This window comes from Streptomyces sp. NPDC093600 (assembly GCF_044764755.1).
Classification (GTDB): Bacteria; Actinomycetota; Actinomycetes; order Streptomycetales; family Streptomycetaceae; genus Streptomyces.
Genome location: NZ_JBIWIU010000003.1, coordinates 327581 through 352065, shown reverse-complemented (window position 1 = coordinate 352065; position 24485 = coordinate 327581). Strand labels below are relative to the sequence as shown.

The window sequence follows — 24485 nt, the reverse complement described above, 5'->3', positions numbered from 1 at the left end:
GGAGGGGCGCTCCATGGGGCCCATGGGAAGTGAGCACATGTTCGCCCTGCAGCGCCGAGAGCGGCTGATGGACCAGCTGCGGCTGCACGGGGCCGTTCGCGTACGCGATCTCGCCCGGGAGCTGTCGGTCAGCGAACTGACGATCCGGCGCGATATCGCCGCCCTGGCCGAACGCGGTCTGCTGACCCGGGTGCACGGCGGGGCCACGCTGCCGTCGGCGCTGGAGCAGGATCCGGTGCGCCGGCGGCGGCTCGCGACGCCCGCCTTCACGCTCGGGATGGTGGTCCCCTCGCTGGACTTCTACTGGCCGCAGATCGTCAGCGGCGTCCGCAACGCCGCGGCCGCACACGGTGTGCATGTGCAACTGCGGGGCTCCAGTTACGACCGGGCGGAGGACCGCCGACAGATCGTCCGGCTGACCGAATCGGGGCAGGTGCAGGGCCTGCTGCTCGCACCGAACCTGGACGGCCCCGACATGCGCGAGATGCACGAGATGATCGACTGGATCGGCAGACTGCCCGTCCCGGTCGTCCTGGTGGAACGGCAGACACCCGAGTGGACCCCGACGCCGCATCAGCTCGAATGGGTGCGCAGCGACCACGCGCTCGGCCTGGAGATGGCGGTCCGGCACCTGCACTCGCTCGGCCACCGCAACATCGGGCTCGTCCTGTCCAAGGGCAGTCCCACGTCGACTCACCTCGCCGTGGGCTGGCACCGTGCCTGCGGTGAACTCGGCCTGTCCGCCGACTTCCTGATACGTGAGAGCGTCGCGCTCAACGTGCCCGGGCACCGCGGGATCATCGGCGACATCCTCGACGGCTGCCGCCGCTCCCGCATCACCGCGCTCATCATCCACAGCGATCCCGATGCCATCTCGATGGTCCAGTACCTGACCGAGCAAGGGATCCGCGTTCCCGACGACATGGCGCTCGTCAGCTACGACGACGAGGTCGCCCACCTCGCCGATCCGGCCATCACGGCGGTGCGGCCGCCCAAGGCGCTGGTGGGCCGTACGGCCGTCGAGATGATGGTGGCACGCCTCATCGAGGGCGGGCGTCGGCAAGCGCAGCGGGCCGTCATCGTGCCGGAGCTGATGATCCGCGCCTCATCGCTGCCGGCCTCGTCGCCACCCCTGCCCGGCAACGCGAACCGGCCCGCGTCGCGCCGGTCGCTCCCTGGACACCGCTGATCACCCGGCCGGCCGACATCGCCGGCAGCCCCGACGGCGAGGCCGTCGGGGCTGCCCTGGTCGTGTGCGCGGCCGGGTGCTGATCTGATCGGGCGGGCGCACCGGGAGCCGCTCACCGCACGGTGGCCTCCTAGCGCGCCAACTGGACGTACGCTGCCTCGAGCCTGCTCGCGATGTGCTCGGCGCCGAGCACATCGAGGCCCTTCTGCCCGGACAGGGCGGTCTTCGCCGCGGCGGAGGCCTGCGCGAACACCCGCCAGGAGCCGGCCGTGTGGTCGTCCTGCTGCGGCGTGCCGACCTCCGCCAGGGCACGACGGATGGGTCCCGTATCGACAGTTCCGTCCACGTCGCCGGAGACGGCGTGGAGGGCGTCGACGACGAGCTTTCCGGACTTCAGCACCAACCTCGCCTCGTGCTTGCCGTCCGGCAGGCCGCGCAGCGCGTACGTCGCCAGGCGCTTGTCGGTGGTGGCGGTCTTCACGTCCTTCGCGACCAGCACGCCGTCGATGTGGACATCGAGGACGGCGCTGCCGTCGTTGCCGCCGATGACGTCGATACCCGTGCCCTTGAACGGGACGGTGATGGACGCGCCGGGCGCCGTGCTCGTCGACGTCGACCGGTACCAGTCCATCGCGTCGCCGAAGGAGGCCTTCCGGCTCCATCCGCCCTCGTACGTCACCGCGTGGTCCATGTTGTCCAGCTGGACGTCCGTGTACGGCGTGTACCCGTCGATCTTCTCGACCTTCAGGTTGTCGAACGCCGTCTTGTGGAAGCCACTGCCGAACTTGACGCGGCCTGCGGTCTGCGGAGTCGGGTCCTCGTACGTGTGGACGGGCTTCCCGTCGACGAAGGCCGTGATCGCCGCGCCCCTCGCCTCGATGGCGAGGCGATAGCCGTCCGACGCTGCGACCGTTCCCGTCTCGATCGCCTTGCCGTACTCGTAGAACGTCCATGCGCCGTCCGCACCGATGCGCACGTTGTAGGCGGCGTCACTGATCGCCATGCCCTTCTGGTGCCGGACGCCCAGGGCGGCGAGCCCGCCCTCCCGGTCCGGGAAGGAGACGTCGGCCGTGGCCCTGTAGTTCTCCCACCGGAAGTCGCCGACCGTCGTGTTGGGTGCGTTCTTGTTCCAGGCATGGGTGTCCTTCATGGACTGGTCCATGTGCTGGTACAGCACGTTGTTCCCGCGCGCGTCCTTGCCGACCTCCCAGGCGCCCGTCTGGTCGACCATGTAGCGAGGCTGGTTGCCGCGCGCCTTCAGGTAGTCCTGGGACACCTGGCGCGTTCCGTTGGCCGTCCCCACCCGGACCTTTCCCTCCTCCTCGTAGCCGAAGTCGTCGGCGTAGAGCAGTCGGTCACGGGTGTTGTGCTGCTTGCCGCTCGCATCGGTGTCTAGCACAGTGCGCTCCCCGGACCGGGGCAGCCGCTGCCTCGTCTCCGGGTCGTCGCTCCGGTCGAGCGTCGTCAGGGTCGCGATCGAACGCGGCTTGACCGTGTACACGTAGTGGCCGTCACCGCCGGGGCGGATCTCGTCGACGAGGCGCTTGAAGTTCGCGTCGTAGGCCTGGCCCTTGTCCGCTGCCCGTGTTTCCCAGATCTCCATGGCCGTGTCACCGAGCCGCATGTTCTCTGCTCTGAGCCGGTACGTCCTGGGCTGGTCACTGTCGTTGACGACGACCGTCGAGAAGTCTTTCTTACGGGGATCGGCCAGCGTCATGTAACTCGGGGCCCCGTTCGAGCCGTCGAGGTCGACGGTGCCGCTCACGCCGCTGTAACTGGCCTCCGGCACGGTGCGCCAGATACCCGCCGTGTTCGAGTCGTTCTCCCAGCCGGTCTTCGCGAACTGGGTGAGGTGCTGCATCACGTAGAGGGACGCGTCGTAGTGGAGGTGGCCCGACCAGGGGTCGCGGGCGCTGACGAGTTCCTTGTGGCTGTACTGCGCACCTTCGTAGAAGGAACCGATCGCCGGCTGGAAGACGTAGTGCGTCCGCTTCGAGTTCGCGTACGACTTCACGGAGCGGTTCGCGAGGTCGAGGGCGCTCTGGACGCCGCCGATGCCGGTGCTCGATCCGTTCGGGCCCTCGGTGTTGTTGACGCGGTAGTCGGTGTAGCCGAACGAGGCGACCCCTTCGCTGTACCAGACCTCCTTGTCCGCACGGTGCTTGTTCTCGCCGGTGGCCAGCTTGGTGTACGGCAGATACGTGTCGCTGTCGACATTCCCTTCGCGCCGGTCCTCGGTGTTGTAGTGATATCCCACCGCGTCGACGATGCCGAAGAGTTCCCTGTCGCTGAGCACGGAGGGCCCGATGTGATGCGTGTCGTTCTCGTCAGAGGCGATGATCCTGATGTCGCGGTAGGCCTTCCCGGCCTTCTCCCGCTGGCCCGCCGGGATGCCGTACCTCGGGTTCGCGAAGTCCTTGTCGGTCACCATCGCGTTCTTGTACCGCTTGATGAAGGCCTCGTCGGGATTCCGCGTCTCGTTCTTGTCCGGATCGACGTAGTCGAACATGTACCCGTACTTCTCGTACGCGTCGAGGATCGTCTCCTTGTACCACTTGTACATCTCGTCGTCGCCCGAGCCGTTGTCCCATTCCTTCTGGACCCACGCGGGCATTTCCCAGCGGAGAATCGAGACCTTCAGCTCCGGGTTGACGGTCTTGGCGTCTGCGGCCAGCTGGAATCCGGGAGAACGCGATGCGTCGGCGAACTCGTCCGGAGTACGCATGGTCGCCGGATCGGCGCCGGTCGAGGTGTTCGTGTCCGACCCCATCTCGACCTTGACATGGTTGATCAGAGGCCTCTTGCCGCCGAACAGCACCCTGACGAGCTGCCAGTACCGACCCGGGTGCTGCGCCTTGTAATCCATCAACAGGTTGCTGGTGCTGTTGCAGCTGAGCACGCCCAGGCCCTTGTACGGCAGGCCGTTGCGGTTGTCGCCGCGCACGTCGTCCCCGTCGATCACGACGTCCACCGATTCGGCCGCGGCCCGGGTGGGAGGCGCGGCGATCAGCGCTGACCCCAGTGTCACGGCGGCTGCCGCAGCCAGTGATGACCATCTCAGTCTCTTGTGCGTACTCATCCGGCTTCGACTCCTCAGCCTTCGTCGTGGCCTGCGCGTGGCGGCCCGAGGTCATGAGCTCGGCATCCGACGGCGGTGCGGTCCTGAGGACGGTCACCCGAGGCGGACGTCGACGACCCGGATCGCCGACGGTGTGGTGCCGGTGGAGCGTTGCTGGTACTGGAACGACAGGACGCCGTCCACCGCCACTCTGGAGGTGTCGATGTTGACCTCGCCGAACGCGTTCATCGACGGCCGGTCGAAGACGAGGGTCCAGTCGGTCCAGCCGGCCGCCTTGCTCGCCGAGACGATCCGGCCACGCGGCATCACCAGGTAGGCGTTGTCGTTGCGGTCGAAGACCAGTTTCGTGCGTTGCGTGCTCCCCGGCGCGACCGGGACCTCGCGTTTGGTCCATGTGCCGCTGGAGTTGCGCACGACGTGGAAGGTGCGGCCGTTCTCGGTCCGTTGCCGCGCGTAGTTCGAGACGCACTGCGTGAACCGGCCCGGAACGTAGCTGATCACGACGTGGGGTGTGCCGATGGAGTCCGCGCCTTGGCCTTCCTGGTTCATCAGGCCGTGGTTCGGGTCCAAGGGGTCCGCGATCAGGCCCGGCGAGTTAACCGAGACCCGCGTGCCGCCGGTGGTCCCGACGACCGTGCCCGCGCCGTTGCGCCAGGTCCGGCCCCGATCGTCGCTGTAGACGTAACCGGTGTCGTGGTTGGTCAGGCCGCCGGAGTCGCACAGCACTCTGGAATTGCCCTCGCGCCAGGTGAACGCCGCGTGCAGCCGCCCACGCCGATCGTAGGTGAGCCCGTGCAGGTACATGTTCCGCGTCGTGGACACGACACCGTTCGGCCCGGTGTAGTTGCCGGTCGCGGACGACCACCCGCCCAGCTTCCGCCACGTGCCGCCCGTGTACTCGGCCAACTCGTTCACGCCGTTGCCCGACCCACCGGTCCGGTAGCTGAACTGCAACGCGCCCCCGGGCGCCACGATGAACTGCGGGTACGTCATGTTCCCCAGGTCGGCGCCCCCCAGGGTCCGTCGCACCGCACCGAAGACCGACGCCGACCACCGGTGGGAGCCGGGCTGCGTGGCGAGCCCCGCCACCGACTTCGAGTAGTACAGACGCGTGTTGTGGGTGTCCATCGCGACGTGCAGGGCGCCGTCCTGCGGCGAGATCCCGATCGAGATCACGTTGTGCGAATCGTTGACGCTCAGCTGGTGCGGCAGCACGGCCTTCTCCCATCCGCCACCGCTCAACGCACGCCGCGCGACCACGGCGTTGCGGCTGGACGTGTACCACGCCGCGTACTGGTACCCGTTGTAGGTGATCAGCGCGTCCTGGAACGCGTTGTTGTTGACCAGTCCGTCGTACGACACGAAGTACAGCGCGGACTGGTCCAGCACGGTGTCCGCCAGCAGGGTCACACCTGGCGCCGCGGGCGCGGCCGTGGGCTGGACTACGGAGGCGGCGAGCACCATCGCCGTCACCACGCTCCTCACCGGACCACCCCGTCCACTTGGATCGTCTGTACGGCGCCCGCCGCGAACGGCACGCGGACGAGCTTGCCGCTCACCGTGAGGTCTTGGCGTCGCGTGTACCGGTCGCCGGGTCCCGACGTCAGCGTCGACCAGCGGGTGGCCGTGCCGTTCGGCACCGTACCGAACGGCGAGAGGTCGAACGACAGGTTCTGCGCGGCACCGTTGTTCGCGGCAACGATCACCAGGCGGCGCGCGGCCGGGTCGTGCGCCGCCACCGCGTAATCCACGCCGGCGTTGATGATCCGCATACCGGGCCGGATATGCCGGGTGAACTGCGCCAGCACGTACAACTTCGTCTCCACCGCTCCGGCCTGCCCTGAGTCGCCGTCGTAGCGGATCGCACCCCAGCCGGCCGTGGGGTCCATCACCTGCCAGTAGCACCAGGCCGTCGGCTTGAGCCAACGGAAGTCGGACAGCAGGCAGCGGGCCGTCATCATGCCGCTGCCCTGCGAGTCACCGTGCTCGGAGTTCCACAGGACCTTGCCCGCCGCGCGCACGTCGTTGCCCAGCAGATCACGACGACCGCTGAGGCCCTGGTACCCGTGCACGTTGACCTGGCGCACGCGGCCCTTGGTGGCCGGGTCGAAGCCGTTCCAGGTGGCGCGGGCGAGGTCGTAGCTCGTCTCGTCGGATGCCGAGATCGCCACGCCACTCAAGCCCAGCCGGTCCAGCTCGGTGCGCAGGTGGGCGATGACACTGCGCTGAGTCGTCGCGTCGATGTGGCAGCCCTCCTGCTTGCCGTCGGCCTTCCACCAGTTCGACGACGGCTCGTTGAACGGGTCCACCGTCCGGAAGTCCACGCCCCACTGGTCACGGGCGCGGCGGGCGGTGGCGGCCAGGTGCAGCGCGTGCTGGCGGTGGTTCCACGACTGGAGGTTGTTGCCACCGCCTGCCGCCCCGGACGGGTTGTGGTTCGAGCACATCCACCACATCGGCGAGTTGGCGAACAGCTCGCTCATCGCGCCGCGCTGGGTCGCCTTGACCAGCATCGCGCGCTGCTTGGCGTCGGCGTTCCAGTTCCACGCCGAGGACGCCGGGTCCTCGTTGCGCCAGTCCTGCCAGAAGCCCTCGATCTGCTTGAACCGCGGGATGTTGGGCGAAACGGCCATGCGCGCGCCGGCGACGTCGTTCCAGCTGCACGCGCCGAGGTTGTAGCGGGCGATGTTCATGCCGAGCCCGGGCAGCGAGGCGCCGTTGTAGCTCACCGTCTTGGTGGTGAAGAACAGGTCGGCGAAATCGTCCCGGTTGCCGAACACGTTGGCCCACCACGCGAGGGAGGTGCCCCAGCCTTCCCAGGCGCCCTGATCTGCGGCGGGGTCGACACCCACCGTCGCGTCGGCTCGCGCCACGCCGGTGCCGAGGGCTCCGGCCGCGACCGTGCCGCCGGCCACGGCGAGCAGGGTCCGGCGGTTGATCCTTGCCGGTATGTCCATGGCGCTCTCCTCGTTGAAAGGTGACACGGGCAGCACCGTGCGTCGTGACGCAGCCCTATCGCCGCCCTGGTGGAGGGATGACGACACTTCAGTGCATGGGGTGGCCCCGGTCAACGGGACGAACAGGAACGTTCAAAGTCGAACGGAACCGACCGGCCGCACGAGGTCACCGCTCCCAAGCCACCACGACGCGGCGGGGCCGAAGTGGGCGGCGGAGTGGCGTGTTGAACCGTTTGCGGCATGGGGGACGCGAACGGTGGTGGGGTCACGTCAGGAATGGCGTGCGCGTGAATACGGGGGTCGCTCCCACCGATCGCCGGTTCGCCTGGTCACGGCGTACGACAGCGCGACACCTTCCGGCTCGGGACGCTCCGACCCCGTGCTTGACGTGCCACACCGATCCACTCATCATCAACTTGAAACGCTTATCATACCGCGGCGACGAAGTGGGACGCAGGGAGGTCGGATGCCTCGTCGGGACGCGTCCGGCGACGGAACGCCCCGCCCCGCGACGATTCGGGACGTGGCCAGGCATGCCGGCGTCTCGGTCGCCACCGTCTCACGCATCCTCTCCGGCACGTACCCCAAAGCTCCTGCCACGCGCAGCAAGGTCATGCGAGCCGTGCGCGAACTCGACTACGTGGCCAACGCCCATGCCCGAGGGCTCGCGGGTGTGCGGCCCAAGAGCGTGGCCATCGTGGTCAATTCCGTCATCTCTCCGCACTACGCACACGTGGCGCAGGGCGTGCACGAGGAGGCCGCGCGTGCGGGCCGGCTCTGCATCGTCGCCACCACCGGCGGAGATCCCGAGCGGGAGCTGGCCGTGATCCAGTTGATGCGCGAAGAGCACGCCGAAGCGGTCATCCTGGTGGGGAACATCAAACCCGACGCCGCCTACCGCGAGCGCATGGCCGGCTACGCCCGCGCGCTGGCCCTGGCCGGCTCGCAGCTGGTGCTGTGCGGCCGCCCACCGCTGGGCCGTGACGTACCGGCCATCGTGGTCGAATACGACAACACCGGCGGTGCGTTCGCCGCTACGAGCCACCTGCTCTCGGCGGGCCACAAGCACATCCTGTTCCTCGGCCGGCAGGCCGGGTACACCACGCCGGACAGCCGGGTCGCCGGTTACCGTGCCGCCTTGGCCGCGCACGGCGTGCCTCATGATCCCCGGCTGGAGGTCGACGGCACGATGGAGCGGCGTGAGGGCTACCGCATGATGCGCGAGCGACTCGACAGGGGGCCAGGGGACTTCACCGCCGTCTTCGCCAGCAACGACCAGATCGCCGCGGGCGCGCGCGAGGCGTTGCGTGAACGCGGGCTGCGAATCCCCGAGGACGTGTCGATGGTCGGATTCGACGATCTTCCCCCTTCCGCCGACATCGACCTCACCACCGTCCACATTCCGCACGAGGAGCTGGGGCGCACCGCCGTACGGCTTGCGCTGAAGAGCGAGACGCCCGGGGCCGCCGAGCACGTCCTGCTGGGCACGCACATCGTCGTCCGCGGCTCGGTCCGCCCACGCGTGGGCGAAGCTTCAGCTCCGGCCTGAGGTCTTTCCTTCGGATCAGGCCGGGCGTGGCGTGCTCCTTCAGAACTTCATGGCGCCGGCGGCCAGATTGGCGATGAAATGGCGCGAGCCGATCACGAAAACCCCGATCAGCGGGACAACGGACATGAGTGCTCCGGCGATGACCCTCGACTGGTCGGTGGTGTAGACGCCGTTCAGCTGCTGCAAGGCCACCTGCAGCGTCACCCTGGCCGGGTCGGTCATCACGATCAGCGGCCACAGATAGTCGTTCCAGATGTGGAAGAAGGTGAAGATTCCCAGGAACGCCAGCCCCGGGCGAAGCACCGGCAGGCCTACCGTCCACCACTGGCGGAAGAACCCGGCCCCGTCCACCCTCGACGCCTGGATCAGCTCGTCGGCGATCGCCCCCTGGGCGTACTGCCGCATCCAGAAGATCCCGAACGCGTTGGCCGCGCCGGGAATGATCAGCGCTTTGAGCGAGCCGACCCAGCCGAGCCAGGCCAGGGTGACGAACTGCGGTACCAGCGTCAACTGCATCGGGATCATGAAGGTGGCCAGCACGATCCAGAACAGCACCCTCCGCCCGGGGAAGTCGTACTTGGCGAAGGCGAAGGCGGCCAGCGAGTCGAAGAGCAACACCAGGAACGTCACGGCTGTGGCGGCCACGACGGTGATGCCCATCGCCCCCCAGAAGTCGATCCCGTGGAACACCTTGTCCATGTTCTCCCACAGGTGGGAACCGGGGATCAGCTTGGGCGGGTAGGCGAAGATGTCCCCGGTGGTGTTCGAGGCCATCACGAACATCCAGTAGAACGGGAAGATCGTGATCAGCACGCCCAGCAGGAGCACGGCGTGGCCCAGGACCGTCCGCGACCTGGCAGCCGTCTCAGCGCGCACGGGGCTTCTCCTTCCGCTTGCCGGTGCCGATCGCGTCCTCGTCGCGGCCGCCGATCAGCCGCCAGTTGATGACGGAGAACACCGCGATCAGGAGGAACAGCGCCCAGCCGACGGCCGCTCCGTAGCCGAACCGGTTGAAGATGAGCGCCTGCTGGTACAGGTAGAGCACGATGGTGGTGGCCTCGCCGCCCGGCCCGCCCACGTTCCCGTTGTCGTCCACCGGGAACAGGACCTGCGGCTCGGTGAACAGCTGCAGCCCGCCGATGGTGGAGGTGATGGCGACGAAGAGGATCACCGGGCGGAGCATCGGGATGGTGATCCGGAAGAAGGTCTGGCGGCTGTTGGCGCCGTCGACCTTGGCCGCCTCCAGCACGTCGCTGGAGATGGCCTGCAGACCCGCCAGGCAGATGATGGCGTTGTAGCCGACCCACCGCCAGGTAGTGATCGCCGCCACGGAGACCTTCATCGCCCACGGGTCGGACAGCCAGCCGACCTCGCCGGCGTTGATCGCCCGCAGAGCGCTGTTGAGCAGCCCGGAGCTGTCACTGAAGACCGAGCCGAGCACCAGGGTCATCGCCACGATCGAGGTGATGTTCGGGACGAAGTAGGCCACCCGGTAGAACGCCTTGAACCGCACGGCGGTGTGCAGCGCGTAGGCGATGACGAGCGCCAGAAAGATCATCGGGACGGTGGACAGGATCCAGATGATCAGGGTGTTGCCGATCGACTGCCAGAAGTCGGAGTCGGTCACCAGGTACGCGTAGTTCTCCCAGCCGATCGACTTCATCTCTCCGATGCCGTCCCACGACATGAACGACAGATGGACGGAGAAGCCGACCGGGAAGAGGCCGAAGACGGCGAAGAGGATGAAGAACGGGGAGACCGCCGCGTACATCGGCCAGGAGCGGCGCCAGCCGGGTAGCGGCCTGGAGCCGTCCGGCGGCGCCTTGGCGGCACTCCCGCGCTGCCCGACGACCTGTCCGCGCAGGGTATCGGGAAGGCCCATTCAGATCGCCCCCTCGCGGGTCAGTTCGCGCTCGACGGTGTCCTGGGCGTCCCTCCATGCCGTGTCGACGTCCTTGCCGGACTCCACCTTGGCCAGCTCGGCGGCGAAGACGGGGCTGATCACCCGGTCGTACGGGCTCTTGTAGACGGTCTTGACCTGCCGCGCCGACGGACCGAACACCTCGATGGTGCGCTGCCCGCCGTAGAAGGGCCGAGGCTCACGCATCTGCGGCCTTGTGAAGGAGTGCGGGGAGGACGGGAACAGCGACATCTCCGTGAACGCCTTGACCTGGTTCTCCGGAGACAGCAGCCAGGTGATGAACTTGTAGGCCGCCTCGGGGTTCTTGGAGTACTTGGTGATCGCCAGGAAGGAGCCGCCGACGTTGCCGGCGCCGCCGGGCGGGTCGGCCACCCGCCACTCGCCCTCGGTCTTCGGCGCGGCCGACTCCGGGAAGGCGAAACCCCACCACACCGCGCCGATGCCGACCGGCTGGCGGCCGCTCGTGACCACGCCGTACAGGTCGGTGGAGCCCTCCGGGGCGCCGGCCGACAGGCCCTCCCTGCCGATCCGGTAGGCCAGTTCGAATGCCTCGCGCAGCTCGTCCCGGTCGCCGATGTACCGGCCGTCCTCGGTCATGAACTTGCCGGCCAGCTGGCCCAGCCGGATGTGCCAGACGTGGTGGATGTTGGGGCAGATCACCGCGCGCTCCCTGGACTTCTGCAGCTCCTTGCCCAGGGCGATGAAGCCGTCCCAGTCCGGGGCCCGGGCGGCCAGCTCCTTGGGGTCGGTCGTGATCCCGGCGTCCTGAAGCAGGTCGGCACGGTAGAACAGACCGGTGGGGCCGGTGTCCATGGGGAACGCGATCATCCGGCCCTCGGGCGTGATGCACTCGTTCCACTTCCAGTCCAGGTACCGGCTCTTCAGCTCGGCCGCGCCGAAGTCGTTCAGGTCGACGAGCACGTCCTGGTTGGGGAAGTAGGTGGCCACGTCGGAGTTGATGCCGATGATGTCCGGCACCAGGGACTTGCCGGCGAGGGCGGTACGCACCTTGGTGTTGAAGTGGCCGCCGATGTTCGTGCGGCTGACTCTGAAGCCCTCGGCCCCGGGAATGCCCCTCGTCTCGGCCCGGGCGACCAGCTCGTCGCTCACCGACCGGTCCCAGGTCCACAGCGTGATCTCGTCCGAGTCGCCGAGCGAGCGCTGCGACCCGCAGCCAGCCGGCCCGAACCATCCGGCGGCAGCCCCGGCGCCCAGCGCCAGAAGCCGTCTTCGTGACACTGCCATGGGCGCGTGCACCATCTTTCCGAGTGCGCGGCCCACCCCTTGATCGCTCCCGGGGTGACCGAACAGACATCGCGTCACGGCCACGATCCCGTACGGGAAGGCAGCGATCCGCTTGCCGGGCGAGCATCAGTTTAACCGTTTGCACCGGACGGCTGGAGCTGAAGGTCCAGTCGCGACACGATCAATACCAGCGCCTGGCACGGAAGACGACTTCTACCTTGACACGATCATGACATCGCCGATAGTAAACGTTTTAACCACACCTTGGGTGGAGGACACCGATGTCCGAGCTTCCCGTCACACTCTCCCGTTCGGTGCCGCGTCCCGCGGTGGAGAACCCTCCCTCACCACACCCCGAGGGGCCGTGCCGTGCCGGCGCGATCGTGGCTGAGATCTGATCATCTTCACCTCCGAACACCCGACGAGCAGTTCCGCCACGTCCCCTACTTCCTCGGTGCCGGCATGACCCTGCGCCCCGGACCGAACGTCACCTACCCCGGGAGATGACGCTGTGAGAACCGCGAGGTCCGCCACCCGTGCCCTCCTGCTCTCGATAGCCACGGCGAGCTCCATCGCGATGGCCCCCGGCTCCACGCCCGCGAGCGATGCGGCGGCAGGAAACATCTACTACGTCGCCCCGAACGGGAATGACGGCGCGGCAGGTACGCAGGCCGCCCCGTGGGCATCGATCGCCCGTGCGCAGGCCGTCACCAAGGCGGGTGACACGGTCTACCTCAGAGGCGGCACCTATGCCTACACCCGCGCGAACAGCGCATGCTCGAGCCAGACCGCCAGAGTCGACGCGATCACCCTGAACAAGAGCGGCAGCTCGGGCAACCCGATCCGGTACTGGGCTCATCCGGGCGAGAAACCGGTCTTCGATTTCTCACGTATGACAGACAACTGCCGCATCAAGGGCTTCAACGTCACCGGCAGCTGGATCCACCTCAAAGGACTGGAAGTCACCGGCGTTCCCCAGAACAACAACCGGAACGCCGAGTCCTGGGGAATCTGGGTCTCCGGCAGCAACAACGTCTTCGAGCAGATCGACACCCACCACCACATGGGAACCGGGCTGTTCATCAGCGGCGGGGGCGGCAACCTCGTCCTCGACTCGGACGCGCATGACAACTACGACCCGCGCAGCAGTGACGGGCCCGGTGAGAACGCCGACGGGTTCGGTTCGCATTACACGCCGGCCGGCCGCGCCGCGAACGTGTTCCGGGGTTGCCGCGCGTGGTGGAACGCCGATGACGGGTTCGACCTCATCTCCACCTACTCGCCCGTGGTCATCGAGAACTCGTGGGCCTGGCGCAACGGGTACGTGCCGGGGACGACGACGCCCTCCGGCAACGGAGCCGGCTTCAAGGCGGGCGGCTACGGGGGCGACTACGACGCCAGCGCGGTGAAGCACACCGTCCGCTCCTCGGTGGCATTCCTCAACAAGGCGGCCGGCTTCTACGCCAACCACCACCCGGTGGCGAACGACTTCTTCAACAACACCGGCTACGGGAACCACCCCAACTTCAACATGCTGGGAATCGACTCACGCGGCGCCGCCGTCGGCCGGGGGCAACCTGCGCAACAACATCGCCCACACCGGAACGCCGACGGCGAACATGGCCGGCACGAACGCCGCGTACAACTCCTGGAACCTCGGCATCCCCCTGTCGAACTCCCAGTTCCAGGGTGTGTCCACATCCGGCTGGGACGCGCCCCGCCAGACCGACGGGAGCCTGCCCGTGCTGCCCCACCTCCGTCCGGCGACGAACAGTGCCCTGATCGACCGGGGCACCGACGTGGGACTGCCCTTCAACGGAAGTGCGCCGGATCTCGGCGCCTTCGAGAACGATGGAAGGTGACACCTTGAGGCAAACATCGCTTGTCGTCTCGAAGTACGGGAAGATGGCCGCCGCCGCTCTGTTGTCCTTGGCGTTGGCGGCGCCGCTCTCGGCGAGCACCGCTGCGGCGGAGGCCCCATCGACGATGACGCCGACAACGAAGACACCGGCAACGGAACTCCACGACCACGGTGACGCTGCTGGACCGGCGGTGGACCGGGGCCTCGCGTACCTGGTGTCCGACTACCAGACACGCGCTCCGGCGAAGTACACGGCCGGCTCTTGGAAACCCTTCGCCAAGGCGCTGACCACCGCGGCCGATGTCGCGGCCACACCGTCGGCCACCACGTCGGACATCGCCGCCGCGAAGACGGCACTGATGACCGCCGCTGCCGATCTGAAGGCTGCTGACGAAGGCACGTTCCAGACCATCACGAACGACACTTTCTGGAACGACACCAGCGGCAACCCCATCTATTCACAGGGCGGCGGGGTCTTCAAGTTCGGCGACACCTACTACTGGTACGGCGTGCACTACACCGGCGCCGAGCTCTACCGGTCCACTCCGACGCGGAAGTACGACGGCGACGTCAGCTTCGTCTCGATCCCGGTGTACTCGTCCAAGGACCTGGTGAACTGGAAGTTCGAGAACCGCGTCGCGACACGCTCGACCAGGATCAACAACGGCGCCACCCTCGGCCAGGCAGGGTGGGTCGGGCGGCTCGGGGTCTCGTACAACGAGAACACCGGCAAGTACGTGCTCGCAACCCAGGCCTATGTCGGAGGCGGGCACGGGGTCCTGTTCCTGCAGGGCGACTCACCTACCGACACCTTCGACTACGGCTACTTCCAGACCCAGATCACCAACTCGCCCACGACCGGCACCGGGGACCAGACCGTCTTCACCGACGACAACGGCAAGGACTACCTGATCTTCTCCAACCGCGAAGGACGCTCCCGCGCCTTCGTCAGCAAGCTCAGGGAGTCCGACTCGCTGCGGGCGGAGCCCGGGGTGGAGATCGGCAGGAACTCCTCCGGCCGCGAGGGCAACGCCATGTTCAAGCTCGACGGCAAGTACTACCACGCGGCGTCGGACCTGCACGGCTGGAACACCTCGGTCACGCACGTCCTGGAGTCGACCACCAGCAACATCCAGGGTGCCTACACCGGCGAGTACACGCTTCCCGGCACCGAGATGGACTACAGCCACGTGACCCAGACCGGGTTCTTCGTGACGGTCAAGGGAACCAAGCAGAGCACGGTGATCTTCGCAGGCGACCGCTGGGCCGACTTCGCCTGGAACGGCATCGGGTACAACCAGTGGATGCCGGTGACCAAAACCGGCGCGCGGCCCCAATTCCACTCGGTGAGTCAGTGGCAGTTCAACGCCACGACCGGAGAGTGGCGTGTCGGGTCGGCGAACAACTACGTGCTCAACCCCGACTTCCAAGCCGACCGGATCACCGTCCCGCAGGTGCAGGGATGGACCAACTTCCGCGATTCCGGACCGAGTTCGATCGTCACCAACGTCAACGGCGGGGCGAACGGGTCTCGTTTCGGCTTGCAGATCGGTGCCGGACAGTCCTACGCCGGTGGCGTTCGGCAGAGGATCACCGTGCCGGCCGGCACCTACAAGCTGTCCCTCTCCGCCAGAACAACTGGTTCGCTCAGCGCCGCGCAGGTGACGGTCACCGACGCCGGCGGTAGCTCGCGCACACTCAACGTCCCGGCGTCGAGCGGCTGGACTCGCCGGGAGCTCGCCCAGATCCCGCTGGCCGCCGGTACCGCGACCGTCACGATCCGAGCGGCGAGCAACAACGGACGCCTCTTCGTCGACGGACTCGGACTCGTCAAGACCTCTGCCGGCACGCCACCGCCGTCGGGGCAGCGTTACGAGGCAGAGACCACGCCGGCGGTGTGCCAGGGCACGATCGACTCGAACCAAGCCGGCTATTCCGGTAGCGGGTTCTGCAACGGCGACAACGCTCCGGGGGCCTTCGCGCAGTTCACGGTGGCCTCGGCTGCCGCTGGTACGGCGACGCTGGCGGTCCGGTTCGCCAATGGCGCCGGCAACGGTGCGAGGCCGGCGAACCTGATCGTCAACGGAAGCACGGTGGGGACGGTTTCGTTCGAATCCACCGGTGCCTGGACGACATGGTCGACCAAGACCGCGACCGTCCCGCTGAACGCCGGCAGCAACACCGTCCGGTGGGAACCGACCACGGCGGCCGGACTCCCCAACGTCGACCACCTCGATGTCGGTGCCACGACTGGCTGACATCCCCCTCTCTCACCGGTGTCCCCGTCCGCTGGAAGCCGTCGCCAGCCGGCGCGACCGACAAGCCGGGTCAGGTGACAGTCACCGGGACGCCTGGCGAACCGCACCACGCTCCTGCCACCCCTCGCGGGTGGCAGGAGCACCCAGACATGGCGCCCACAACTCTCGCGACCACATGGGACAGGTTCAATGAGACAGCATTTCCACGGTCCGACCTCATCGCGACGTCCGCGCGGACGCCGCACCGTATTCGTCATCGTAGGCGCGTTGATCGCGAGCTGCACCGCGCTGGTCGCGGGACCGCCGGCGAAAGCGGCCGTGATCGACCCGGTGGCTTACTACCAGATCGTGTCGCGGCACAGCGGCAAAGCGGTCGCCGTCGCCGACCAGTCGACCGCCGACGGCGCCGCCGTCCAGCAGCGGACCCGAGCCGACCAGGCGGGCCAGCAGTTCCAGTTCGTCGACGCCGGCAGCGGCTACCACAAGCTCCGAGCCCGGCACAGCGGCAAGGTGGTGGCCGTCGCCTCGGCGTCCACGGCGAACGGGGCTGACGTCGTCCAGTGGACCGACAGCAGCGGCACCCACCAACAATTCCGAGTCGTTGACGCCGGTAGCGGATACGTCAAGCTCATCAACCGCAACAGCGGCAAGGCGCTGGACGTCTGGGAGCAGTCCACCGCCGACGGCGCGCGGATCTCCCAGTACGCCGACACGGGCGCCGCCAACCAGCAGTGGCAACTGGTCCGGGTCGACGCGGCAGCGCCCCCGAAGTACGCCGGCTATCTGTTCACCCACTTCACCGGCGAGAACACCTCCGCCGGCGAGCAGGTCCACTTCGCTCTCAGCCAGGGCAACGACCCCACCCACTGGCGACAACTCAACGGTGGGCGGCCTGTGTTGATCTCGACTGTGGGTACCCGCGGCGTGCGCGACCCGTTCATCATCCGCTCGCCACAGGGCGAAAAGTTCTACCAGATCGCCACCGACCTGCGAATGTACGGCAACGGCAACTGGGACCAGGTCCAGCGCACGGGTAGCAAGTCCCTCGTGGTCTGGGAGTCGACCGACCTGGTGAACTGGAGCGCGCCGCGCCTGGCGCGCGTGTCACCGGACACGGCCGGCAACACCTGGGCCCCGGAGGCGTATTACGACGAGGGACTCGGCCAGTACGTCGTGTTCTGGGCGTCGAAGCTGTATTCCGCCAGCGATCCGAACCACACCGGCACCACCTACAACCGGATGATGTACGCCACGACATCCGACTTCCGGACCTTCAGCGCCCCACAGGTCTGGGTCGACAAGGGCTATTCGACGATCGACTCGACACTCGTCAAGCACAACGGCACGTATTACCGCTTCACGAAGGACGAGCGGAGCGCGTCGCAGACACCGTGCGGCAAGTTCATCCTCGCGGAGAAGTCGCCGACCGTGCTCAACCGCGGCTACTCGTCGGTCGCCGAGTGCCTCGGGAACAACGCGATCAGCCACGGCGAGGGTCCGTTGGTCTTCAAATCGAACACCGAGGAGCGCTGGTACATGTTCATCGACGAGTACGGAGGGCGTGGCTACGTCCCGTTCACGACTACCGACCTGAACACCCGGCAATGGTCAGCCGTCTCCGGTTACACCATGCCCGGGCGCCCGCGCCATGGCACCGTCCTGCCCCTCACCCAGGCCGAGTACGACCGGATACTGCGACACTGGGGCTGAGCGGCTCCGTAATGGATGCTGCCGGCCGCACGATACGCCGAGTACTCCACGCGTGTGACCACCCTTCACCGGCTTGAGCAGAGCGCCAGGGACCTTTCCGATCTCGGTGTGGGCGGCGTGCGCTCGCGGCCTGGGGAGAGCGACCAGCGAGACGGCGGCCAGCAGTCCCGCCGGCGGTAAACGCGGCCGGCCCGTGGCTCCCGCGGACAGCGGCATCCACCGGAACGGCCGGTTCGTCGTCACCGATCCCCCGTGCACGTGCCGCGCTGGGGCTCCCGGGCGGACCGGACCGATGCCGACCGGCGGCGACCGCACCGCACCGCAGAAACACCGAGCCCCCGTCAGCAAGCTGACGGGGGCTCATGACGTGGCGGAAAGACCCTAGGTGCCTGACGGTAGGCCCGCGCTGCCGGCAGAGCTACGAACGCCGCTCATGATGGCGCTGACGATGCCCTGCTGGGTCACCGCGTGGGAACGTCGGTTGAACAGCCCGAACCCGTACTGTCCGTTTTCGCCATTGTCCCAGTAAACGGTGGCTGCCCCGTACTTCTTCGCAGTGGCCACGACGGCACGTGCAAAGTCGGCACGATACCTGTTGTTCGACCAATCAAAGGACGACTTGTCGATCGCACCGTATTCGCCGACAACTACCGGGTACCCCTTCACGACGAATGCGTCGTACATCTTTTTCATCTGCGACTCCAGGTAGTCCTCCTGCCCCCAACTCGACGTTCTCGACGGAGCGGTCGCCGCTCGCCCCCACTGCGTGATGGTGCCGCTTTCCTCCCCGGCGAAATCCCATGGGGCGTAGTAATGAACGGAGATCATGATCCTCCGTTCATTACCGGGAATGGAGGGGGACCGATACTGGTCGGTCGGGATTGCGAAGCCGTAATTCCCCGCGGTGTAATCGATGTTCGTGTTCCAGCCAGGAACAAGCAGCCACCTTGAACTGTTGTTTCCGCCAGTTTTCCGTACGGTGTCCACGAAGATCTGGTTGTAACTGTTTATGTTGGAGTAGCAGGGTTGGGTCGGACGGCCGTATTGCCCGTCGAATTCTTCGTTCATGGATTCCAGGATCAGGCGGTGGTCGTAATCCCTGAACCTATAGGCCACTTGTTGCCAAACCTTCTGGTACTTGCCCTTGATCTCCGCCTGGGAGGACGAATCACAGATCAGCCAGGAGCCGTTGATGGTCTTGTAGCCGTCCCCGTGCATGTTGATCACTACATACAGGCCCCGGCCATGGGCGTAGTTCACGACCTCTTGAATCCTGTTCAGCCAGGCTGAATTGATCGCGTAACCTGGGCCGGGTCCTATGTGCCTCAAATAGGAGACCGGGATCCTGATCGTTTTGAATCCTGCCGCCTTCACCTTGTCGATGAGGGCCTGCGTTACGACCGGCTGACCCCATGCCGTTTCACTGGGGTAGCCGTTGGCATTGGCTTCCAGCTGGTTCCCCAGATTCCATCCCGCGCCCATATCGGCAACGATCTGTGAAGCGTTCGACTGTGCGGCGGTGTTGGCCGATGCCGGGTTCGTCAGACCGTAGACACATGCGACTGCCGCCAATATGACGGCAAGGAAGATGGCTCTGATCTTCCCTACTAGTGAAATCATGGGCACTTCCTCTCTTCCGGTTTCGAGGGTGCCAGAACCAGGTGGATCCACCCGCCCGGGCGCGGTGGCGGTGGTCGTGGCACAGTCGTGCGCCCCCGGTGGTCATGAGTGGGGAGCGCGGGCGCATCCGCGGAGCAGTTCGGCGGACTCGGCGCCGCGACCCGTTTGCCGTGCCGCCCGGCCTTGCGACGTGTGGCCCTACGTCAAGCCTGTGTACGTGCACGGTCAAACACGTGCCGATGAAAGCGCATGCTGGAGATCGTTTCAAGCGTTGCGCGCGAACTGGTGTGAACGTGCACAGTGCGCCCGGGGTCCGCGGCAGGCTCACCGCGGCCGCGGTCGCGGTCGATCGCCCAGGAAGCTTCCTGGTCACCGTAGGGGTGATGCGGTGACGGCGGACCGTCCGTGGCACGCGCAACCAAGGCGGCAGGTCCGTTTGTTGCTGGACACATGCTTCACCCGGTGTTCGACCGGGCATCGAACTGATGCTCAACTATGTCAGTCAGGCGACTCCGGGTGTGCGTTCCCTGGCGCGAGGCGCCCGTCCGCGACATCGGTGGACAGGGTTGGCGGCAGTCGCCGCCCGAGTCACGTGCGGGCTTCGAGCCAGGCCGTCACAGGGGGACCGCCGTATTCGACGCGGGGTAGCAGAACGTGACGAACCTGTCCCACCTCGAGGAGATCTTCTCCTGCGACGGCACTCGGCCGATGCGGTTGCCGCGCTGGCAGGCCGAGGGTTCGCCAGCGGGCTTGGCGGTCACTTTGATCGCTGACTACACGCTTCCGGCCCGGTCCTGGCTGCCGGCGGCGGCGATCGTGGCGTTGCTGGGAGAGTTCGACGTGGCCGACGGCGCCGCCCGTACGACGATCAGCAGGCTGGCGCGCCGAGGGGTGCTGGAGGGCAGTCGGCAGGGGCGCTACAGCTCGTACCGGCTGACGCGGGAGGCCGCTGTCGATCTGTGGACCGGCGGTGGCTCGATCGCCACGTTCACCACACAACCCGACTCGTGGGACGGATGGTGGACACTGGTCGCCTTCTCCGTGCCGGAACAGGAGAGCACGCGACGGCGTGCGCTGCGCACCGCGCTGCGGTGGCGGGGGTACGCGCCGCTGTACGACGCGGTCTGGGCGTCGCCGCACCCCCTCACCCCCAAGGGGCGTGCCGAAGTGGCCGAGTTGGCGCTGGGGGCGGTGAGCGTGTTCCGCGCGCGACAGGTGGATCTCGAGACGGAGGCCAACCGCAGCCCGGTCGAGGCATGGGACCTGCCCGGCATCGCCGGCCAGTACGAGGTCTTCATCCGGCGGTGGAAGAGCCTGCTGCCCCGTATCGGCGCCGGTGGCCTCACCGGCGCGGCGGCGGTGCGTGCTCGTACCCAGGTGATGAACACCTACCGCCACTTCCCGGTGCTGGACCCCCTGTTGCCCATCGATCTACTGCCGGCCGACTGGCCTCGTTCCCGGGCGCGGGCGGTGTGCGTCGCGGTGTACGACGGTCTGGCCCAACCGGCCCAGGAGCACGTCCGTTCGGTGGCGGCCCGGTCCGCGGCCGGTCCGCACCACGACATCAGTGCCCACACGATCGCCGGCATGAGTGCCGGTATCGGTCACAGTCCCAGCTGAGATCAAACGGATTGGGTCGCAGCGGTTGACAGATGAGAGTCCGGTCGCGAATCTTTCTGTCATTCGAAGCGGTGTGGGAACGTTCACAGACATGTGGCGCGCAACGAGCCGATCACATGCATCGCCCCTCCATCACCTCGGGCCTTTGCACCTCCGCATCAGTGGTGACAGGAGGCATCCCCATGGGGGAGTTACGGCTGGTCGGCTCGACCGTCACCTTCCCGAACGGGCCGACCGGGCCACGAAACCCCCCCGCGTTCCCCCCGCGATCACCCCCCACTCACACAGGAGTCATCCATGAGCATGCAGCGGCGTACATTCCTGGCGCTGAGCGCGGCCGGTGCGGCGGGCGTCGGCGCTTCCCTGCTCAGCGCAGGGCAGGCAGGCGCCCTCGTCAGGCCCCAGGGCGCGCCGACCACGCCGTTCGCGGTCGGTGTGCGCCGATACGACTGGACCCGTGGCAGCCGCCGGTGCACCACCTACGTCTACTACCCCGCCACCGGCACCCCCGGCGGCAACCCGGTGACGAACGCCCCCGTCGCAGCGGGCGTCTTCCCCGTCTACAACTTCACCCACGGCTTCGGAAGCAGCCCACAGAACTCCCTGTTCATCATCCGGGCCCTGGCCGCCGCGGGCTTCATCGTCCCCGCCCCCCACTTCAACCACAACTTCACCGACGTCAACAACGGCAACACCTCCAAGGACGTCTCACAGATCCTCACCAACACCCTCGCGCTCAACGCGAGCGGACCACTGACCGGGCACATCAACACCAACATCGGCGTCGGCGTCTCGGGCCACTCCCTGGGCGGCATGGTCACCCACGGCCTGCTCACCTCCTGGCCCGACAGGCGGATCATCTCCGCCAACCCCCAGTCCTGCGTGGACATGGGCAACCCCTCCAGCTCAGTCTCCGCCAAGGTCCTCTTCGTCCACGGCGACCGCGACTCCACCACGCAATACTCCTCCGCCCGACAGGCATACGCGGAAATGAGCCGGCCCAAGGCCTTCCTCACCTTCATCGGCGGCAACCACACCAGCTTCTGGAGCGACAGGCGCTTCCCCAACACCGTCGTCGACTGGGCCCGCTGGAGCATGTACGGCGACACCACCGCACGCGACCGCCTCCCCACCGACGCAGCCGGACCCAACACCAGGTGGGAAGCCGCCCTGAACTGAGAGGTATCCGCTCCTCGCCCTTGCGTCTGAATTGTCCCACTGGATTGTCATGATCAGGCCACTCGCAGGGATCGGGCCGCCCGCCGTATCCGGTGGCAACGGGACCCCCCGGCGCAACGCATCACCCCCTACGGCTTTCGCGGGTGCGCGTACCCGTCGTCCACCACCCCACGCTTCACTGCAAGGCGCGCATATCACCCCCCCCACACCGGAGGTCACTGTGACCGACTCTCCCCGGCGCCCCCGCACGGCGCCGCGGCAACGAGGAATCCGCCGAGTCCCGGGCGGCGGCATGGCAGGCGTTCTCGCCGCCGCCGTACTCGCCGCCTCCACGCTCACCATGCTTCCCCAGACCGCGCAGGCCGCGACCGCGCGACAGGTGGAGCGCCTCGACCGAGGGCTGACCAGTGTCCACACCAGCAGCGGGAACCTGGTGTCGTGGCGCTGGCTGGCCACCGACCCGAACGCCGTGGCGTTCAACGTCTACCGCGGCGGCACCAAACTCAACTCCTCGCCCATCACGGGCTCGACGAACTACTTCGACTCCGGCGCCCCTGACGCCGCCGACTACACGGTGCGTCCGGTGGTGAACGGCACCGAGCAGGCCCCCTCCGAGCGGGCGCTGCAATTCCGGTCGGGATACCTGGATGTGCCGATCTCGCCGCCGGCCGCGGGCACCGCTCCGGGTAACTCGCCGTACACCTATGAGGCCAACGACGCCAGTGTCGGCGACCTGGACGGCGACGGCAGGCTCGATCTGATCCTGAAGTGGCAGCCGACCAACGCCAAGGACAACTCCCAGTCCGGCTACACCGGCAACACGATCGTCGACGGCATCAAGCTGGACGGCACCCGGCTGTGGCGCATCGACCTGGGCCGCAACATCCGTTCCGGCGCGCACTACACGCAGTTCCAGGTGTACGACTACGACGGCGACGGCAAGGCCGAGGTCGCCATGAAGACCGCCGACGGCACCCGGGACGGCACCGGCGCCGTGATCGGCAACGCGTCCGCCGACCACCGCAACTCCAGCGGGTACATCCTGTCCGGGCCCGAGTACCTGACCATGTTCAACGGGCAGACCGGCAAGGCGATGCAGAGCGTCGACTACGTCCCGGCCCGCGGCAACGTCTCCTCCTGGGGTGACAACTACGGCAACCGCGTCGACCGCTTCCTCGCCGGGACCGCGTACCTGGACGGCTCCCGGCCGTCGCTCATCATGGCGCGCGGCTACTACACCCGGTCGGTGATCGCGGCCTGGGACTGGCGGGACGGGCGGTTCACCCGTCGCTGGACCTTCGATACCGCCTCCTCCGCCAACAGCAGCAAGGGCTACGACGGTCAGGGCAACCACAGCCTGTCCGTCGCGGACGTCGACGCCGACGGCAAGGACGAGATCGTCTACGGCGCGATGACCGTGGACGACAACGGCAACGGGCTGTGGACCACCAGGCTGGGCCACGGCGACGCGGGCCATGTCGGAGACCTCAACCCCTCCCGCGCGGGCCTGGAGTACTTCAAGGTGTCCGAGGACCGGAGCAAGCCCGGCTCGTGGATGGCCGACGCGCGCACCGGCCAGATCCTGTGGCGTACGGCCTCCGGTGCGGACAACGGCCGCGGGGTCGCCGCGGACGTCCACGCCGGCAGCCCGGGCGCCGAGGCCTGGTCGGCCACGGACACCACCCTGCGCTCGGCCGCGGGCGCCGCTCTGGGCCGGGAGCCGTCCAGCATGAACTTCGTCAGCTGGTGGGACGGCGACCCCTTGCGCGAACTCCTCGACGGCACCCGCATCGACAAGTACGGCACCTCCGGCGACACCCGCCTGCTCACCGCTTCCGGCGTCCACTCCAACAACGGCACCAAGTCCACGCCGTCCCTGTCCGGTGACATCCTCGGCGACTGGCGCGAGGAGGTCGTCTGGCCGACGGCCGGCAACACGGCCCTGCGGATCTACTCCACGCCGCACCAGACGAACACCAGGATCACGACCCTCCTCCACGACACGATGTACCGCACCGCCCTGGCCTGGCAGAACACCGCCTACAACCAGCCGCCACACCCGAGCTTCTTCATAGGCAACGGAATGCCGCCGGCTCCGCGGCCCACCGTCCGCACGCCCTGAACCTTCCCCGGCCGTCCATCCCGCCCGGTGGGGCGGCCGGTCGGCGGCCGGGGGCCGGCTGCTTCGCCGTGAGACCGGCCGCGGCCGGGGCGGATAACGACACCCTGCACGCGCGGCTCGGTCGTATCGGTGCGAAACGCCTCTCTGCCCCCACACACGGGCCACCGCCGATCGC

14 protein-coding genes and 2 pseudogenes are annotated in these 24485 nt (G+C 67.6%); 9 read left to right on the top strand and 7 right to left on the bottom strand.

From position 1 onward, the window contains the following. Positions 1-22 precede the first annotated feature (22 nt). A complete protein-coding gene (locus ACIRB4_RS11530; RefSeq protein WP_403290019.1) occupies positions 23-1189 on the top strand; it encodes a substrate-binding domain-containing protein in 1167 nt (388 codons plus the stop codon). Positions 1190-1319: 130 nt separating this feature from the next. On the opposite strand, the gene ACIRB4_RS11525 is transcribed toward ACIRB4_RS11530, so the two are convergent. The 3 genes from ACIRB4_RS11525 to ACIRB4_RS11515 form a co-directional block, all read right to left on the bottom strand. Then, positions 1320-4217, bottom strand: coding sequence for a GH59 galactosidase (locus ACIRB4_RS11525; protein WP_403290018.1), 2898 nt, complete (start codon positions 4215-4217; stop codon positions 1320-1322). A 144-nt stretch (positions 4218-4361) separates the two neighbouring features. Then, entirely contained in the window at positions 4362-5732 is a 1371-nt protein-coding gene (locus ACIRB4_RS11520; protein WP_403290439.1) for a BNR repeat-containing protein, read from the bottom strand. Between the two features lie 17 nt (positions 5733-5749). Further along, positions 5750-7225 (bottom strand): glycoside hydrolase, encoded by a 1476-nt coding sequence (locus ACIRB4_RS11515; RefSeq protein ID WP_403290017.1) that lies wholly within the window; start codon positions 7223-7225, stop codon positions 5750-5752. A 466-nt stretch (positions 7226-7691) separates the two neighbouring features. On the opposite strand from ACIRB4_RS11515, the gene ACIRB4_RS11510 reads away from it, so the two are divergent. Then, positions 7692-8774, top strand: a complete 1083-nt coding sequence (locus ACIRB4_RS11510) for a LacI family DNA-binding transcriptional regulator (protein WP_403290016.1) — start codon at positions 7692-7694, stop codon at positions 8772-8774. 39 nt (positions 8775-8813) lie between these two features. Here the strand turns inward: ACIRB4_RS11510 and ACIRB4_RS11505 are convergent, their stop codons facing one another. Genes ACIRB4_RS11505 through ACIRB4_RS11495 form a run of 3 tightly spaced genes read right to left on the bottom strand, consistent with a single transcriptional unit; the run spans position 8814 to position 11940 of the window. After that, positions 8814-9650, bottom strand: a complete 837-nt coding sequence (locus ACIRB4_RS11505; protein ID WP_403290015.1) for a carbohydrate ABC transporter permease — start codon at positions 9648-9650, stop codon at positions 8814-8816. Then, positions 9640-10656 (bottom strand): carbohydrate ABC transporter permease, encoded by a 1017-nt coding sequence (locus ACIRB4_RS11500; protein WP_403290014.1) that lies wholly within the window; start codon positions 10654-10656, stop codon positions 9640-9642. The genes ACIRB4_RS11505 and ACIRB4_RS11500 overlap by 11 nt, the downstream gene beginning before the upstream one ends. Further along, positions 10657-11940 carry an ABC transporter substrate-binding protein gene (locus tag ACIRB4_RS11495; RefSeq protein WP_403290013.1) on the bottom strand — a complete coding sequence of 428 codons (1284 nt, stop codon included), beginning with the start codon at positions 11938-11940 and terminating at the stop codon, positions 10657-10659. Between the two features lie 577 nt (positions 11941-12517). Here ACIRB4_RS11495 and ACIRB4_RS11490 point away from each other — a divergent pair. The 4 genes and pseudogenes from ACIRB4_RS11490 to ACIRB4_RS11475 form a co-directional block, all read left to right on the top strand. Continuing rightward, positions 12518-13810 (top strand): right-handed parallel beta-helix repeat-containing protein, encoded by a 1293-nt coding sequence (locus ACIRB4_RS11490; protein ID WP_403290012.1) that lies wholly within the window; start codon positions 12518-12520, stop codon positions 13808-13810. Positions 13811-13926: 116 nt separating this feature from the next. Beyond that, complete coding sequence (locus ACIRB4_RS11485; protein ID WP_403290011.1) at positions 13927-16059, top strand: family 43 glycosylhydrolase; 2133 nt, start codon at positions 13927-13929, stop codon at positions 16057-16059. A gap of 189 nt (positions 16060-16248) precedes the next feature. After that, positions 16249-16800 (top strand): annotated as a pseudogene (locus ACIRB4_RS11480) (RICIN domain-containing protein); the annotation flags it as partial. Positions 16801-16824: 24 nt separating this feature from the next. Beyond that, a pseudogene (locus tag ACIRB4_RS11475) lies at positions 16825-17754 on the top strand (glycoside hydrolase family 43 protein); the annotation flags it as partial. A 396-nt stretch (positions 17755-18150) separates the two neighbouring features. On the opposite strand, the gene ACIRB4_RS11470 reads toward ACIRB4_RS11475, so the two are convergent. After that, positions 18151-19389, bottom strand: a complete 1239-nt coding sequence (locus ACIRB4_RS11470) for a glycoside hydrolase family 5 protein (RefSeq protein WP_403290010.1) — start codon at positions 19387-19389, stop codon at positions 18151-18153. A gap of 654 nt (positions 19390-20043) precedes the next feature. On the opposite strand from ACIRB4_RS11470, the gene ACIRB4_RS11465 reads away from it, so the two are divergent. The 3 genes from ACIRB4_RS11465 (at position 20044) to ACIRB4_RS11455 (ending at position 24310) form a co-directional block, all read left to right on the top strand. Beyond that, positions 20044-21009, top strand: a complete 966-nt coding sequence (locus ACIRB4_RS11465; protein WP_403290009.1) for a PaaX family transcriptional regulator C-terminal domain-containing protein — start codon at positions 20044-20046, stop codon at positions 21007-21009. A gap of 297 nt (positions 21010-21306) precedes the next feature. Next, entirely contained in the window at positions 21307-22188 is an 882-nt protein-coding gene (locus tag ACIRB4_RS11460) for an alpha/beta hydrolase family protein (RefSeq protein ID WP_403290008.1), read from the top strand. 292 nt (positions 22189-22480) lie between these two features. Then, on the top strand, positions 22481-24310 hold the full coding sequence (locus ACIRB4_RS11455) for a rhamnogalacturonan lyase (protein ID WP_403290007.1): 1830 nt from the start codon (positions 22481-22483) through the stop codon (positions 24308-24310). The last annotated feature ends 175 nt before the right edge of the window (positions 24311-24485 follow it).